This is a genomic window from Streptomyces iranensis, from assembly GCF_017874715.1.
Lineage (GTDB): Bacteria > Actinomycetota > Actinomycetes > Streptomycetales > Streptomycetaceae > Streptomyces > Streptomyces iranensis.
In genome coordinates, this window is sequence record NZ_JAGGLR010000001.1 from 444,053 (window position 1) to 460,733 (window position 16,681).

The 16,681-nt window shown below is 72.4% G+C and carries 11 protein-coding genes; 6 read left to right on the forward strand and 5 right to left on the reverse strand.

All coding sequences use genetic code 11. From position 1 onward, the window contains the following. Positions 1–148 precede the first annotated feature (148 nt). Positions 149–1,504, reverse strand: coding sequence for an MFS transporter (locus J2Z30_RS01990; RefSeq protein ID WP_044576676.1), 1,356 nt, complete (start codon positions 1,502–1,504; stop codon positions 149–151). A 288-nt stretch (positions 1,505–1,792) separates the two neighbouring features. Between J2Z30_RS01990 and J2Z30_RS01995 the strand changes: the two genes are divergently transcribed. Further along, entirely contained in the window at positions 1,793–2,518 is a 726-nt protein-coding gene (locus J2Z30_RS01995; RefSeq protein WP_044576674.1) for a DUF2848 domain-containing protein, read from the forward strand. 161 nt (positions 2,519–2,679) lie between these two features. Here J2Z30_RS01995 and J2Z30_RS02000 read toward each other — a convergent pair whose 3' ends face one another. Both J2Z30_RS02000 and J2Z30_RS02005 read right to left on the reverse strand, forming a co-directional pair. Next, complete coding sequence (locus tag J2Z30_RS02000; protein ID WP_044576671.1) at positions 2,680–3,123, reverse strand: SPW repeat protein; 444 nt, start codon at positions 3,121–3,123, stop codon at positions 2,680–2,682. Positions 3,124–3,255: 132 nt separating this feature from the next. After that, the gene (locus tag J2Z30_RS02005) at positions 3,256–3,627 is read right to left on the reverse strand and encodes a 5-carboxymethyl-2-hydroxymuconate Delta-isomerase (protein ID WP_044576669.1); all 372 of its coding nucleotides are present in this window, start codon (positions 3,625–3,627) and stop codon (positions 3,256–3,258) included. A gap of 337 nt (positions 3,628–3,964) precedes the next feature. Here J2Z30_RS02005 and J2Z30_RS02010 point away from each other — a divergent pair, with 337 nt between their 5' ends. Beyond that, complete coding sequence (locus J2Z30_RS02010; RefSeq protein WP_044576666.1) at positions 3,965–4,543, forward strand: winged helix-turn-helix domain-containing protein; 579 nt, start codon at positions 3,965–3,967, stop codon at positions 4,541–4,543. Positions 4,544–4,770: 227 nt separating this feature from the next. Here the strand turns inward: J2Z30_RS02010 and J2Z30_RS02015 are convergent, their stop codons facing one another. Then, positions 4,771–6,966, reverse strand: coding sequence for an MMPL family transporter (locus tag J2Z30_RS02015; RefSeq protein WP_044576663.1), 2,196 nt, complete (start codon positions 6,964–6,966; stop codon positions 4,771–4,773). 238 nt (positions 6,967–7,204) lie between these two features. Between J2Z30_RS02015 and J2Z30_RS02020 the strand changes: the two genes are divergently transcribed. Then, positions 7,205–8,485, forward strand: coding sequence for a sensor histidine kinase (locus tag J2Z30_RS02020; RefSeq protein ID WP_044576661.1), 1,281 nt, complete (start codon positions 7,205–7,207; stop codon positions 8,483–8,485). 48 nt (positions 8,486–8,533) lie between these two features. Here the strand turns inward: J2Z30_RS02020 and J2Z30_RS02025 are convergent, their stop codons facing one another. Further along, the gene (locus J2Z30_RS02025) at positions 8,534–9,925 is read right to left on the reverse strand and encodes a PT domain-containing protein (protein WP_308279633.1); all 1,392 of its coding nucleotides are present in this window, start codon (positions 9,923–9,925) and stop codon (positions 8,534–8,536) included. A gap of 227 nt (positions 9,926–10,152) precedes the next feature. Here J2Z30_RS02025 and J2Z30_RS02030 point away from each other — a divergent pair, with 227 nt between their 5' ends. The 3 genes from J2Z30_RS02030 to J2Z30_RS02040 all read left to right on the forward strand — a co-directional run bounded on the left by J2Z30_RS02030 (position 10,153) and on the right by J2Z30_RS02040 (position 16,455). Beyond that, entirely contained in the window at positions 10,153–10,800 is a 648-nt protein-coding gene (locus J2Z30_RS02030; RefSeq protein ID WP_044576655.1) for a LuxR C-terminal-related transcriptional regulator, read from the forward strand. Positions 10,801–10,977: 177 nt separating this feature from the next. Further along, positions 10,978–14,112 carry an alpha-N-acetylglucosaminidase gene (locus tag J2Z30_RS02035; protein ID WP_044576652.1) on the forward strand — a complete coding sequence of 1,045 codons (3,135 nt, stop codon included), beginning with the start codon at positions 10,978–10,980 and terminating at the stop codon, positions 14,110–14,112. Between the two features lie 402 nt (positions 14,113–14,514). After that, entirely contained in the window at positions 14,515–16,455 is a 1,941-nt protein-coding gene (locus J2Z30_RS02040) for a hypothetical protein (protein WP_044576649.1), read from the forward strand. Positions 16,456–16,681: the final 226 nt, after the last annotated feature.

A 16,681-nucleotide genomic window follows, 5' to 3' on the forward strand; every position in this document is an offset into this window, starting at 1 on the left:
GGTCGGGAGCGTCGGAGTGCGGTCGGGGTGCGTGATCTCGGCAGGGTACGCGGCCTCATCCCGCCCCTTCCCCGGTACGGCTCGCTTTACAGCTCCGCGCAGCGGGGCGAGGCGGGACGGGATAGGACGGGACGGGACAGGACGGCGGTCAGGACACCTTCGTGGAGGCAGTGTGGCCGACGGGGAGCGGCTCCGGTTCCTCCTCCTCGGCGGTGGACGGGTCCCGGCCCAGCCAGAGGCCTGCCACCGTGACCGCGGCCGTGATCGCGATGTAGACGGCCAGCGGCACCCAGGCGTGATAGGCCCCGAGCAGCGTGGTGAAGAGCAGCGGCGCGATCGCGCCGCCGATGAGCCCGGCGAGGGTGTAGGCGAGCGAGGACCCGGTGTAGCGCAGCCGCGGGGAGAACTGCTCGGCGATGAAGGCCGCCTGCGGTCCGTACATCAGCGAGTGGATCACCAGCGCGCCGACGACCCCGAGGGTGAGCAGCGCCCAACTGCCGTCCGCGACCAGCGGGAAGAACAGGAACGGCCAGACCCCGGCGGCCACGGCGGCCCCCACGTACAGCAGCCGCCGGTTGACCCGGTCCGAGAGCGCCCCGGCCAGCGGGATGAGCACGATCTGCAGCGAGGACCCGATCAGCACGGCGGTGAGCGCCGAGCCGCGCGACATGTCGAGTTCCTTGGTGGCGTAGGTGAGCACGAAGACGGTGAACATCGCGTACAGCACATCGGGGGCGACCCGGCAGAGGATCGCGGCGGTCAGCGCCCTCGGCTGGGTGGTGAACACCTCGCGCAGCGGCGCCTCCGGGCGGTCCTGCGCGGCCTCCATCGCCTTGAAGACCGGGGTCTCCTCCAGCTTGGCGCGGATCCACAGACCGAACACCACCAGAAGCCCGGAGAGCAGGAACGCCACCCGCCAGCCCCAGTTGGTGAACTGGTCCTCCGTCAGCGCCGCGCCCAGCGCTGCCAGGACGCCGTTGGCCAGCAGATTGCCCGCCGGCGGGCCGACCTGGGCGGCGGAGGCGTAGAAGCCGCGCCGCCGCGGATCGCCGAACTCGCTGGACAGCAGCACCGCACCGCCCCACTCGCCGCCGACGCCGACGCCCTGCGCGAAACGCAGCAGCACCAGCGCGGCCGGGGCCGCGACCCCGACCGTGGCGTAGGTGGGCAGCAGCCCGATCAGCAGTGTGGCGCCGCCGATGAGCACGAGCGTCGCGATGAGCACCTTCTTGCGGCCGATGACATCGCCGAGCCGGCCGAAGACGAAGCCGCCCAGCGGCCGGGAGACATAGCCGACGGCGTAGGTGGAGAACGCCAGCAGGGTGCCGGTGGTGGGGTCCTTGGAGGGGAAGAAGAGATCGCCGAAGACCAGGGCCGCGGCGGCGGAGTAGACGGCGAAGTCGTACCACTCCAGGGCGGTGCCGGTGAGGCTGGCGACGAAGGCGCGACGGACCCCGGACCGGTCGGCCCGGGGTGGCGGTGCGCTCGATGCGGTGGGCTGCATATTCCGTCCTCGAGGTGGTGCATGAGGCTTACGGGATGGTACGTGGCGTTTTCGTGGTGGTGCGAGGGGGTGGGGGTTGCGCGGATCGGCCTTCCGGCATACTTCTTGTATACCAAGCGTATGCGCAACCCCTCCGGAGGAAGTTAACCGCTTCGAAACCGCGAAAAGCGCGGCCACCCGCGGCAGCGGGTGACCGCTCGGCAAGCGCGGAAACCGCAGCCCGCCCCCCAAGCCCCCAAGCCCCACAAGCCCCCCAAGCCCCACCGCGCCCTGGAGAGCACAGCACCCATGACAACGAAGCCGTCACAGCCCGCAGCACAGTCCGCCCCGTCCTCGCTCACCTTCGAACTCCCCGATGGCTCCCGGCACCACGTGGAGGTCGTCCAGGTGCTCAACGCGGGCTACGCGGGACGCAGCCAGGAGGATGTGGCCGCCCATGTGGCCGAGCTCGCCGAGCTGGGCGTGCCCGCACCCTCCGTGACGCCCGCCCTCTACCCGGTCGCCCCCTACCTGGCCCAGCAGACCGGCCGCGTCAGCGTCCAGCACGCCCGCACCTCGGGCGAGGCCGAGTGGGCGCTGGTCGTGGCCGCGGACGGGGAGCTGCTGCTGACCGCGGCCTGCGACCACACCGACCGCGAGCTGGAGGTCCACGGCGTGGCCTGGAGCAAGAACGCGGCCCCCGATGTGCTGGCCACCCGCGCCTGGCGGCTGTCCGATGTGGCGCCCCGCCTCGACGATCTGACGCTCCGCGCCTGGGTCACTCACGACGGTGAGGAGACCGAGGTGCAGAGCGGCACCCTGGCCGAGCTGCTGCCGCCCGCGTACTGGGTCGAGGTGCTGCGCGAACGCGGTGACCTGGTGCCCGGCACCGTGCTGATCTCCGGCACCATTCCGATGGCCGAGGGCGTGGACCAGTTCGCCGGGCGCTGGCGGGTGGAACTGGGCGACCCGGCCACCGGCCGGACCATCGAGTGCTCCTACGACGTGGTCCCGCTGCCCGAGCCGATCGGCTGAGACCCGCGCAAGAGCCCGCACGAGAGCCCGCACGAGAGTCCGCGCAAGAGCCCGCACCGGAGCAGGGACAACGCGCGAAGGCCGTCCGCCGCACGGCCCCGAAGGGTATGCGGTGGACGGCCTTCGCCGTTGTCCAGACGGTTCGGTGATTCAGCGTCCGGTCAGGTGGTTTCCCTGCCCTTCCGCATCACCATGCCGGCTGCGATCAGGCCGAACAGGCAGGTGATGGCACCCACGACGACATTGTTCGCGATCATCCCGGCATCGGCGCCCCGGGCGACCACCCAGGGAGAAATGATCATCCATACACCGATCGCGGACATGGCCCAGCACAGGCTGTACATCCTCCTCGGCGCCGTGGTGAGGCCGAGCCCCAGCAGGGCGATGGTGATACCGAGGACGAGGTTGTTGACCATGAGGTTGGGGCTGGTGCCCGAGAAGTGCACCACCCAGGGAGAGATGGCGAAGTACAGACCGGCGAGAAGCACCGGCCCGTCGAGGAAGACAACGTCCCGCGCGTCCATCATGCGTGCGTAGCGCTCCCGCATCTCGGACACGTCGGGGTGGCCCGTTATATCGCCTCTCGCACGTGAGACGTCGGCCATTCGACTCGCCTCCTTCGATCCATGCAAGTCTGACCGCACAGTGCGGTAAAACACCGCACCCCCATTGTGCGCCTCGCCTTGGCATATAGGTAGATGCCGGATTTGCACTTAAAGGTGTATCGTGCGCCTCCGTCAGGCGGGATGGACCGCCTCGTGCTTCTCGTAGCAGTCCCGGTCGAGATCCCGCACGTCGACGGTGGTCTGCACGGTCAGCCCCGGCACCGGTGACACATGGGCGCGCGCCACCTCCACCACCGCGGCGGACAGCTCCCGCTTGGTCTCCGCGTCACGCCCGGACAGGATCGACACCTCGATATGGATCATGGCGAGGTCGTCGGCGCCATCCGCGAGATGGGCCTCCTCTATCCGCCGGAACCGGGTCTTGCAACCCGCCACAACCGTGTCGACGGTCTTGGCGACCACGGGGTGCAGGGCGGCACCGAAGCCTGGGCGGTCGAACGCGTCGGTCAGGGTGCCGGAGTATTCGACGACGATGTGCGGCATGGGCTTGCGCTCCTCAAGGGGTACGCGGCGGCCTGCGGAGCTTTCCGCGCGGGGCCTCTTACCGGGGCATCGTCGCACCTCTTCCCGGTCAACGGCCGAGCGCCCCGGGCCCGGTATCTGCTTCAATAGGGCCATGGCCAGCCTCCATGACATCGCGACGGGTCGTTACGACCTCGAACCGTTCTGGCCGTCCCGGCAGGCGCACCACTTCGACCGCGAGTGTTGCCGCGCATCCGATGCGCGGGCCCGCTCGCTCGGTCGCTGACCTCTCCGCCCGGCCGCCCAGCCCGCGCGCACGACGTCCACTGACGCCCTCTCGCGCGAAAGAGCTGACCTCATGACGAACCTCCGTGGCCTGTCGTCCGCCTCTGCCTCCGCTCCCGCGGCCCCGACCAGCCCATCCGTCCCACCCGCCCGCCAGCGGCTGCGAGCCGTCGCACCCGACGAGGTGCCACCGGTCGCCGACCTGCTGCACCCCGGCGCCACCTGGCTGCCCGCTCCCCCGCACACCGTGCCCGCGCTCCCCGGACATCCGCCGATGGTCGGCTATCTGGTGCTGGTCCCGGCCGACCGGCAGGGACCTGAGGCGGCGGGGCCGCCCACGGAGGGGGTTCCGGCGGTGACGGGTGACGAGCTGATCCGGATCGACCCCGACCAGCGGACCGCCGAGGTCGCCGGGCGGCCGCTGGACCTGACGTACCTCGAGTTCGAGCTGCTGAGCCATCTCGTCGCCCATCCGCACCGGGTGCACACCCGCGATCAGCTGGTGACCACGGTGTGGGGGTACGGCCATGTCGGCGACGGCCGGACCGTCGATGTCCATGTGGCCCGGCTGCGCCGCAAGATGGGTGCCGAGCACCGGGGGACGATCGTGACGGTGCGGCGGGTGGGGTACAAGTACGTGCCCACCGCCTGACCACTCTCGTCAACCCGCGAACGCCCGCCGTGGCGGGCAGGCCAGGAGCCTGTCCGCCACGGCGGGCGCGTGCGGTGCGGATCCGGGACCCCAGCGGGTCCGCGACCTCAGCGGGCCCGCGACCTCAGCAGGTCCAGGCCCTCGACGGGGCCAGGCCCTCAACAGGCCCGGGACCTCAGCGGGCCCGGGGACCTCAGCAGGTCCAGGACCTCCGCGGGCCCGCGACCTCAGCGGCCCGCCCCCACCAGCGGCGGCCGCGGCCGCTCCACCGGCTCCTCGCCGTGGCTTACGTTCGGCAGCCACCGCAGGGCGCGCGGCAGATACCAGTTGCGCTCCCCGAGCAGCGCCATCACCGACGGCAGCAGCACCATCCGCACCAGTGTGGCGTCCACCAGCACCGCGACCGCGAGCCCGACGCCCATCTGCTGCATGTCCTGCATCCGCAGCAGCGCGAAGACCGCGAACACGGCGACCATGATGGCGGCCGCCCCGGTGACCGAGCCCGCCGTGGTCCGGATGCCCTCGCGGATCGCGTCCCGGGTGGCGAGCCCCCGCTCATGGGCCTCCCGGATCCGCGAGACCACGAACACGTGGTAGTCCATCGACAGTCCGAAGAGGATGACGAGGACGAACAGCGGCATCCACCCCTCGATCGCCCCGGCCGGCTCCATCCCCAGCCACTCCGCGCCCCAGCCGTGCTGGAAGACGGCGGTCATCGTGCCGTACGCGGCGCCCACCGACAGCAGGTTGAGCAGGATCGAGACGATCGCGATCGGCAGCGACCGGAAGCAGAGCAGCATCAGCACGAAGGTCACGGCGGCGATGAAGAGGAAGACCGGTGCGATGTCGGTCTTCAGCTGGTCGTTGAAGTCGCGGCTGGAGGCGAGCTCACCGGTCACGTACGCCTGGTCGGAGACCGGTCCGAGGATCCTCGGCACCAGATCCTCCTTGAGGGTGTCCAGGGCACGCCGGGAGGTGGCGTCCTGACCGTCCCCGGCCAGCGGCACCTCGATCCGGGCCACCCCCTCCGTACGGTGCGCCTCGACATCCACCGTCTTCCCGAACCGCCCGGACGCGGCGAGTTCCTTCTTCAAGTCCGCCACCGCCGCGTCGAAACGGGCGGAGCCCACCTCGTCGGAGCGCAGCACCACCTCGGCCGGGGCGGGGCCGCCGGGGAAGGAGCCGGTGATCTCCTGGTACGCCACGGTGATGGGGGCGTCGGAGCCGAACTGCTTCTCCAGGCCGAGCTGTTCGGTCTTCATCCCGAGGGCGGGCGCGCACAGCACGAGCAGCAGCACGCCCGATACGGCGGCGAACAGCTTCGGCTTGGCGAGGACCGGCCGCATCAGCCTGCCGGAGAGACCCCCGCTGGCGTGCACGCCCTTCTTCCGGCGGCGGTTCAGCAGCGGCACCCGCCCGGCGTCGATCCGGTCGCCCAGCCAGGACAGCATCGCGGGCAGCACGGTCACCGAGCCGAGCATCGCCATCAGCACGACCAGGATGGTGGCGACCGCGAAGCCGTGGAACAGCAGCAGCCCGGACAGGAACATCCCGGCCATCGCCAGCATGACCGTGACCCCGGAGATCAGCACCGCGCGGCCGCTGGTGGCGGCCGCGATCCGCAGCGCGGTCCCGGCGTCCCGGCCCGCGGCCCGCTCATCGCGCTCCCGCCGCAGATAGAACAGCGAGTAGTCGACGCCGACTGCCAGGCCCACCAGGAACATCACCGAGTTGGTGGAGTCGAAAAGGGGCAGCTGATGGCTGACGAGGGCGAGCAGCCCGAAGGTGCCGACGCAGGCGGTCACCGCGAGCAGCACCGGCAGCAGCGCGGCCACCAGCGCCCCGAAGACCACCAGCAGAATGCCCAGCGCCAGCGGTACGGCGGTCAGCTCGGCCTTCTTGAAGTCGTCGGTCAGCATGTCGTCGAGCCGATGCTGGGCGGTGGCGTCGCCGAACTCGTAGGCCACGACGCCCCGATGGGCCGATTCGGTCCTCTCCACCGCCTCGACGACCGGCCCGACCCGCTTCCCGGCCATGTCCGGGTCGCCCTTCATCTCAAAGCTGATCAGTGCCTCCCGGCCGTTCTCCGAGCGCACCGGGGGCTGGACGCGCGCCGTCTCGCCCGTCCGCTCCAGCCGCGCCGAGAGGTCCCGGGCCGCGTCCCGCCAGCCGTCCGGGCGGTCGCTGCGCAGCATCACCATCTCGCCGGCCGGGGTCTGGAGGCCCGCGTCCTCCAGGATCTTCTCGGCGCGTGCGGAATCGCCCGCACTGTTCTCGGAGTTGGTCATCTGCCGGGACCCCGACATTCCCCCGACCACGGCGACGACCACGACGAACAGCAGCCATCCGATGATCGCGGTCTTGCGGTGGCGGGTGCTCCACCCGCCCAGCCGCACGGCCAGGCCCTTCCTCGTTGCGCTCATGGCGTCTCTCCCCGTGCGGTACGGACGGAACAGGTCATGCCACGACGTTAGAAAACCGCAGGTCCGCGCCCCAGCCGGGCAGCCACCCTGTCGCCGAGCCATAGGGCGAGGCGGGGAGGTGGTGCCAGGTACACCCCGGGACGGTGTCCGGCCCCCGTGTCCGGGCGGCGGGCCGCTGACACACTGAGATGGCCCGCCGGTGCGGGCACGACATTCCGACCAGCGAGGGGGAAGCCGGATGAGGGCACGGGCACGTGGAGCGCTGACGGCCTGCGCACGGGGGTTCGCCGTCTCCTGGCTCGCGCTGGTGTCGATCACCCTGTCCGTGCTGACGATCCTGTCGATCAGCTTCATCTCGCTGGGCATCGGGGTGTTCACCACCCCTCCGCTGATCCGCGCGGTGCGGGCGCACGCCAATCGGCGCCGGCTGCTGGCCGCCGCCTGGTCCGGTGTGCGGATCCAGCTGCCGTACCGCCCGCTGCCGGCCGACCGGCGCTCCGGGGTCACCGGCCAGGTGGAGCTGTGCACCTTCCTGCTGAAGGACCCGGCCACCTGGCGCGATCTGCTGTGGCTCCAGGTCGACATGACGGCCGGGTACGCCATCGCGCTGCTGGCCTTCGTCTTCATGCCGTACGGGCTCGAGGGGTTCGTACTGGCCGCCGGGGTGTGGCAGCCGATCGTGGACGCGGGCGGCACCTACTGGTACGCGTTCCTGCCCATCGACTCGCTGGGCACCGCCCTGCTGGCCGTCCCGGTCGGTGTCGGCTTCATCGCCCTCGGCTCGGTTCTCTCGCCCGTCCTGCTGCGCGGCCACTTCCTGCTGGCGCGCTCCTTCCTGGACCCGACCCCGCATATGGCGCTCGAGCAGCGGGTGCTGCGGCTCACCGAGACCCGGCACGACGCCGTGGACACCTCCGCCGCCGAACTGCGCCGCATCGAGCGCGATCTGCACGACGGCGCCCAGGCCCGGCTCGTGGCGATGGGCATGAGCCTGGGCACCGTGGAGGCGCTGATCGAGAAAGACCCGGCCAGGGCCAGGGAGCTGCTCGCGGCGGCCCGTACGAACTCCGCCGAGGCCCTGGCCGAGCTGCGCGACCTGGTCCGCGGCATCCATCCGCCGGTACTGGCCGAGCGCGGTCTGGGGGACGCGGTGCGCGCGCTGGCGCTGCGGATGGCGGTGCCGGTGGAGGTGGACGTGGACCTTACCGGCCGCCCCGACGAACCGGTCGAGTCGGCGGCGTACTTCGCGGTCAGCGAGGTGCTGACCAACGCGGCCAAGCACGCGGGCGCCTCGCGGATGTGGCTGGACATCCACCACCAGGACGGCATGCTGCGCGTCACCGTGACCGACGACGGCCGCGGCGGCGCCCAGATCACCCCGGACGGCGGGCTGAGCGGGGTCGAGCGGCGGCTGGGCACGTTCGACGGGGTCCTCGCGGTCAGCAGCCCTCCCGGCGGGCCCACCATGGTGACGATGGAGATCCCCTGCGCCCTCTCGGCGCGGGGCGCCGCCCGATGACCCGCCGCCGGGGAAATCCGGCGGCGGGACGCGCCGCGCCGCGCGCGCTCAGTCAGTGATGTACCAGTCGTCCTTCATGTACTCCAGGGTGCTGGTCCCGATCTCGTTTTCGGAGAAGGTGACGGAGGCCTTGACCGCGTCCGCCGAAATGTCGATCTTGGCAGGGCTTCGTACGACGATCTTCTGCGGATCGACCGTCGCGGTCTGCAGAGCCTTCTTCTGCGTAGGCGAGATCATCTGGAACGTGACGAGGAACGTGGACGTGCATGGACCGAACCCCTGGTCCTCCGCCTGCTTCGCCGCGGGCCCGGCCACCTCGCAGACCGTCTTGATGTCCTCCCGGCCCACGGCGTGCAGATACTCCTCGTACCGCCGGATCGCCCCTTCCTTCGTCCTGGGCGCGGCCTGGTCCGTGGGCTGTGCTGTGGGCTGGCCCGTCGGCTGTTCTGTGGGCTGGTCCTTGGGCGGATCCGTCGGCGGCTTGTCCGCGGGCCCGCAACTGTCGTCGGTGAAGATGCCCGACAGCAGACGCCCCGGCCGCGGGCCCATCGGCCCGTTGAACCCGCTCACATGCTGCTGCGACCCCCACCACCCGGCGTACCCCCACCAGGGCTCGCGGTTGACAGCGCGGGCGTGCTCCCAAGTGCGCCACTCGGCGCCGCCCTTCGAGGGCCGATCGAGCGTGCCGTTCACCCACTGGTTCTTATCGGTCGGATAGGAGCCGTGTGAACCACGCGCCGAGTACACCGTCGGATGCCCGTCCTGCGGATCCAGTTCCGACCACTTCACGCTGCACGTGTCCTTGCCGTGCTTCGCGAACGTCACCCCCTCCGGCTTGCCGTCGCGCAGCTGGACCGCGACGCGCTCCCAGTCGCCCTCGTGCCGGTTGCCCGGGGTCAGGTTGTTGTAGGCGTAGAAGAACCAGTAGACGTACGCCGCGCGCTTCGGGTCGGTCTTGTGGTTGTGGTACTCCCAGTAGACCGGCGCGTCAGTGCCCTCGCCCTTCCGCACCTCCTTCGGCGGGTCGAGATAGAAACCGCCGTCGGCCTCGGTCGAGTTGCGCCACTTATCCCCGTGTCCGGGGCAGGACACCGGCTTGGACGACGACTTCCCCGGCTGCACCTCCGCGTGCTGGTAGGAATTGTCCTTACTCCCCAACCGCCGCGGGTCGATCGGATCGGCCACCGGCCCCTCGTCACGGCAGAAGCCCTCGTGGTCGAAGCGGAGCGCGGACCGCCCGATGAACCGCGTCGCGTCCATCGGCAACAGCGACTCCCCCTTGGCCAGCCGCACCAACGGCGCGAACCGCGCGGCCTCGGCCGCGGACCCCTTCGAAGGGTCCGCCCCCGTCCACTCCTTCTCCTTCTCCGGCCCGCACGCCACCAGCGCCACCGAAAGCGACACCGCCACGCCCACCATCACCCGCATCCGACCCAGCACCGGCTCCCCCTTCGTTCGCCCGCCACCCGGCCGGCAGCAGGTCAACAGGACATTACGCGGAATCCGGCAGAACGGTTCCCCGCGCGGGGCGCCCACCTCCGCACCATAAAAAGCGGCGCCCTCGACCGTCCGGGCCGCTGAGCCCCTCCCGCGCACCGCACAGCGGTACATTCGTCGGATTCGGTCACGTCCCCACCCCAGGGGCCCGACGAAGTCTTGGAGCAGCCGTGCGTGTTGTGGTCGCCGAGGATCTGTTCCTGTTGCGGGACGGGCTGGTGCGGATGCTGGAGGCGTACGACTTCGAGGTCGTGGCCGCCGTGGAGAGCGGGCCCGAGCTGAGCAAGGCGCTGGCGGAGCTGGAGCCGGACGTGGCGGTGGTGGATGTGCGGCTGCCGCCGTCGTTCAGCGACGAGGGGCTGCAGTGTGCGCTGGCGGCGCGGCGGGCGCGGCCGGGGCTGCCGGTGCTGGTGCTGTCGCAGCATGTGGAGCAGCTGTACGCGCGGGAGCTGCTCGCGGACGGCAGCGGCGGCATCGGCTATCTGCTCAAGGACCGGGTCTTCGACGCCGATCAGTTCGTCGACGCGGTGCGGCGGGTCGCCGCCGGGGGCACCGCGATGGATCCGCAGGTGATCTCGCAGCTGCTGGACCGGCGCGCCCAGGACCGGCCGCTGGGGCGGCTGACGCCACGGGAGCTGGAGGTGATGGAGCTGATGGCGGAGGGGCGGTCCAACACGGCGATCGCGGCGCAGCTGTTCGTCACCGAGCGGGCGGTCGCCAAGCACACCTCCAACATCTTCGGCAAGCTCGGCCTGCCGCCGTCGGACGACAACAACCGGCGGGTGCTGGCGGTGCTGGCCTACCTCGACCGGGGCTGAGCCGCGTGAGCCCGTCCGGCCAGGCCCCGGCCCGCCGGCGCCGGTCGGCCGCGACCCGGCCCGCCGGAGCCGCTCGGCCATGCCCCGGCCCGCCGTGCGCCCCATTGCTCCCACCCCACAACGCTGGTTAAGTGCCTTGTCCATATGACCCATTGGCCGTTGTCCGTTGGGGGGCGCATGAGCGACCTGAGCAGACGCACGCTGATCGGAACCGCCGGAGCACTGGGGGCCGGGGCCACACTGGGGAGCCGGATCCCCGCGGTGGCCGACGAACCACACGACGTACAGGACACCGCCGTGACCGCATTCGACACCGCTCCCGCGCGCGCCGCACTGCGGCGGCTGCTGCCGGAACACACCGATCAGTTCCGGCTGGTGGCGCTGGAGAAGCGGGGCGCCGAGGAGCGGTTCGAGGTCGGCGGGTCCGCGGGGCGGCTGACGGTCTCCGGCACCAGCCCGGCGGTGCTGCTCACCGGGGTGCACTGGTACCTCAAGTACACCTGCCACGCCCAGATCACCTGGTCCGGCGATCAGCTGAACCTGCCGGGGAAACTGCCCGCGCCCGCCCGGCGCGTCACCCGCTCGACCGCGCTCCCGCACCGCTTCGCGTTCAACGACACCCATGACGGCTACACCGCGCCGTTCGCCGACTGGGACCGCTGGGAGCACCTGATCGACATCGCGGCCTTGCACGGCTGCAACGAACTGCTGGTCACCGCCGGTCAGGAGGGTGTCTACCACCGGCTGCTCCAGGACTTCGGCTATACGGACGACGAGGCGCGCGCCTGGCTCCCCGCCCCCTCCCACCAGCCGTGGTGGCTGCTCCAGAACATGAGCGGCTACGGCGGCCCGGTGTCCACCGCGCTCCTGGCCAACCGCACCGAGCTGGGGCGGCGGATCGCCGACCGGCTACGGGAACTGGGCATGCGGCCTGTGTTCCCCGGCTACTTCGGCACCGTCCCGGACGGCTTCGCGGACCGCAACCCGGGGGCCCGTACGGTCCCGCAGGGCGACTGGAACGGGCTCCGGCGGCCCGACTGGCTCGATCCGCGCACCGAGGTGTTCCGGAAGGTGGCCGCCGCCTTCTACCGCCATCAGGACGAACTGTTCGGCGAGGCCGAGCTGTTCAAGATGGATCTGCTGCACGAGGGCGGCGACCCCGGTGACGTTCCGGTGCCGGACGCCGCCCGCGCCGTGGAGACCTCGCTCCAGACCGCCCGCCCCGGCGCCACCTGGGTGATCCTCGGCTGGCAGGAGAACCCGCGCCGCGATCTGCTGGACGCCGTCGACCACGACCGCATGCTCATCGTGGACGGTCTGTCGGACCTGGACACCGTCACCGACCGGGAGCGGGACTGGGGTGCGGTGCCGTACGCGTTCGGCACCATCCCCAACTTCGGCGGCCGCACCACGATCGGCGCCAAGACCCATATGTGGACCAAGCGGTTCACCGTATGGCGCGACAAGCCGGGCAGCAAGCTCGTCGGCACGGCCTATATGCCGGAGGCGGTCGAGCGGGATCCGGCCGCGCTCGAGCTGTTCAGCGAGTTGGCGTGGCGGGATGAGGCGGTGGACCGGGCCGAGTGGTTCCGTTCCTACGCCGATGTGCGCTACGGCGGGCGGGACACCAGGGCCCGGGAGGCCTTCGCCGCGCTGCGCGACACCGCGTACGAGATCAGCAGCAAGGACGGCCGCCCGCATGACTCGGTGTTCGCCGCCCGGCCCTCCCTGACCGCGCGTTCGGGCACCAACTACGCCACCCACACCCCCGCCTTCGACCCGGCCGGGTTCGACGTGGCCTTCGCGGCGCTGCTGGGCGTGCGCGCCGGGCTGCGCGACAGCGACGCCTACCGCCACGACCTCACCGACATCGCCCGGCAGGCGCTCGCCAACCGCTCCTGGCAGCTGATCCCGCAGCTCCAGGACGCCTACGACCGTAAGGACCGCACGGCCTTCCGGACGCTGTCCCGGCTGTGGCTCAAGCTGATGCGGCTCAGCGACGACATGACCGGCGCCCACCGGCGGTTCCTGCTCGGCCCGTGGCTCGAGGACGCCAAGCGGATGGCGTCCGGCGAGGCGGAGTCGGCCCAGCTGGAGCGGGCCGCGCGCACCCTCATCACCACCTGGGCGGACCGCGCCACGGCCGACGGCGGCAAGCTGGCCAACTACGCCAACCGCGACTGGAGCGGCCTCATCGCCGACTTCCACCTCCCCCAGTGGCAGTCCTATCTGGACGAGCTGGAGGACGCGCTGGCGGAGAACCGCGCGCCGCGCACCTTCGACTGGTTCGCCGTCGAGGAGCCGTGGACGCGGGAGCGCAAGAGCTACCCCGTGCGGCCGACGGCAGACGCCCACCGCACCGCCCAGCGGGTGTACGAGGCGCTGGCCAAGGCCCCCTACCAGGGCACGCTGACCGTCACCGCCGAGCCCGCCACCCTGCCGCCCGGCGGCTCCGCGTCCCTCACCGCCGCCCTCCGCAACGTCAACGGGCTGCGCCCCACCGGCCGCGTCGACTTCGACCTCACCGTGACCGGGCTCGACCCGTCCCCGGACGGGCCGACCCGGCTGCCGGGCGTCCCGGCGGGCGGCACCGGCGAGGTCCGCTGGCGGGCGACCGCGCCCGACGAGCCGCTGGAGCACCCGCTCAAGCCGCTGCCGTACGAGCTGGGCGTGACGTACGGGCCACGGGGCGAGAAGCGGGTGCGGGCCGTGCGCACCGGGACGCTGTGGATCGCCGGACCGCTGGCGGAGGGGATGCGGACGGTCACCAACAGCGGTGCGGCCTTCGGCCGGCTGAACGAGCGGTTCGCGATCGACGGCGCGGGCCAGGATCTGTGGAAGGGCACCGCCGAATTCGGCTCCGTCTACCGCGATGGCGTCCTTACGGTCGGCACGGCCGTGACCGTGAAGGTGGACGCCCAGGCCTCCACCGGGCCCTGGGCGCGGGCCGGGATCATCGTCCGCAACGACCTCGCCACGGCGGGCTCCCCCGGCTTTGTGAACCTCTCCGTCACCCCGGCCAACGGCGTCGTCCTGTCGTACGACTCGGGCGGCGACGGCACGCTGGACACCTACCAGCGGATCACCGGCGTCAAGGCGCCCGTACTACTGCGGCTGACCCGCACCGCCGCCACCTCCTACACCGGCGAGCTGTCCACCGACGACGGCGCGAACTGGCGGAAGGTGGCCACGGTGACGGCCCCTGGCGGGGCGGCCGCCCAGGACGCCGGAATCTTCATGACCGCGGCGAACGGCGGCACGGGCGCCCGGGGGACGGTCGAGTTCAGCGGCTGGAAGACGAGTACGCCGTAGCGGGTCGGCGTCAGTGGCGGGGTGGGACGCAGGGGGTGTCCGGCGGTACGCGTACGCCTGCGGCGGGCCCCGCGGCGGAGCCGCATATCGATGCTTCCCCCTCCCCGCCCCTTCCACAGCATCGATATGCGGCTCCGCCGCGGGGCTGGGGCTCCGCCCCAGACCCCGCTCCTCAAACGCCGGAGGGGCTGATTTCAGCCCGTCAGGGGGCACCTCCCAGCGGTAGCTGGGGGAGTTTGAGGACACGCCCGAAGGGCGTCCGGGGGCCAAGCCCCGGGATCGGGGCCTGGGGCAGAGCCCCAGTTTCGGGAAGGGGCCGGGAGGGGAACAGTCCGCCGCGGGCGCCAAGCCCCGCCGGACACCCGTAGGTGACCAACCCGGCCCGCCACTCGTTCACGAACCGTGGACCAGCACCAGGCGACAGTCGCCACCGACGACGAAACCACCGGCCTGATCGACGTCGAGCAGGCCGAGGCCGCCATCGTCGAGCACTATCCGCGGCTGGTGCGGCTCGCGTATCTCATCCTGCCGCCGGGCATCGGGCGCACCCGCCGGGTGCTCGCGGCGCACGCCCTCGCCCAGCGCGCGCTGCCCCGCAACCGGGGCTACGGCACCGACCCGGACCCGCACCCCGATGTCGAACTGCCCTGGCAGCGCGGGACGAAGGGCCCGGGGGCCGACACGGGCTACGCCTATGTGCGGCTGCGGGTGCTGCGCCTGGCGCTGCGCGCCGCCCGGCAGCGGCCCTGGTGGCGGCGGCCCCCGGCGCTGCCGCAGGTCTTCGGGCTGCGGCTGTTCCCGCGCTCCGGCGGGGCCGATGAACTCGCCCTGGAGAAGGCGCTGTCGGAGCTGTCCGGCCCCGGCCGCGCCGCCTACGTCCTGCTGGAGCTGGAGCAGCTCGACGAGCACGAGACGCGCGCCCTGCTGCGCGCCGCGGGGGTCGCCGACGCGCGGGACGCGGTGGACGAGGCGGAGTCGGTGCCGGATCCGGCGGGCAGCCGGGACGACTCGCTGCTGGAGTCCGCCGAGTTCGACCCGTGTTCACTCCAGGCGCGGCCCACCGATCTGATGCGCCGCCGTCAGCATCTGCGGGCGGCGCTGGTGGCCGTGGTGGCGCTGGTGGTGTGCGGCACGCTGCTGGGGATGCCGGGGCGGGGCTGGGGGCCGAGCGGCGCCGCCGCGCCCTCGTACGCCCGCAATCCGGCCTCCGAACGGGCCTTGGACCCGGACCGGTTGACGCGCGCCGCGCCCGACACCTGGCGCACCGCGTCCCGCGCCGACTTCTCCTCCTGGCCCGCGCGCGGCGACCGGGTCCGGGACACCGCGCTGCTGCGCCGCGCGCTGGCCGTCTGGGCGCGGCCGGGCGGTTCGGTGCGGGTGTCGGCCACCATGGGCACACAGTCCGGGCCGCCGTCGGGGCCACCGCAGCTGCTGTTCGCGGGCGAGGTGGACCAGGCCACGGTGGTGCTGCTGTACGACGGGCTGCGGGTGGCGCGGTACGCGGAGGCGGCCCAGGGCGGCGCGGTCGCGCTGGACTTCGCCCGGCTGGACGCCGCGGACGCGGGCACCTCGACCGCGCTGGTCCTCAGCCGCACGGACGGCAACGTCCGCTATCTGACCGCCCCTTGGGTACGGCACGCCTGGGTGCGGGACCTGCTGCACCCGGCCGGGACGCCGCGCCCGCTGCGCCGCACCGGGGACGGCGTGACCGACCCGGTGCGCACCGTTCCGCGGCTGCGCCCCTGCCGTGGCTGGCCCGCGCTCCAGTTCGGCTCGCGGCTCGTGGCCGACCTCGGCGAACTGGCCCCGGCCCGGCTCACCTACGGCACCCCCGGCGCCGGAGTCCGCGATGTGGCGGGGCGGGCGGCCCGGGTGAGCTGGGCCAGGACCGGATGCCGGCTGACGATGATGCGGGCGCGCGGGGTGCGCTCGGTCAACGCCTGGCGGTTCGCCGCCCAGGCCCTGCCCGAGGCGGGCGGCCACGCCGCCTGGCTGTGCACCCGCGCCGACACCTGGCGGGGCTCGGGCAGCAAGGTGCTGGCCCAGTTCCAGCCGTGGGACACCCGCCGGGGCAAGGCGGGCGCGGTCGCGGCCGGGGCCGACAACTCCCCCGCCTGCGGCCCGCGCGAGCCGCGGGTGCTGGCGGGGGTGCTGTGGAAGGCCCGGTCCGGCCACTGGTATCTGCTGGCCGCCGGAAGCCGCCAGGTGACCGGGATCGTCGCCACCGGCGGCGTCCGGGGCCGCTCCTACGGCCGCGGGCTGACCCTCCCCGCCAAGGCGGGCGCCCGCGCCGACCTCAAGGCCCGCCTGACGAACGGCGACCGGCTGGGCCCCCTGCGCTGACCCTCCGCTGAAAGCGCCCCGACCTGCCGTAGATCGTCCGCGACGCCGTCGTGGCCGGTCGCGCCCACGCGGCGGAGCCGCACATCGACACGCCCCCACGCCCCTTCACAACTCGGGCGCCCGCGCCGCCCCCAAGGCCCGCCTGACGAACGGCGACCGGCTGGGTCCCTGCGCTAGGGGTTGTCCGGTGGGGTTTCCCCCTCCCCGCTACCAGGGGCTCCGCCCC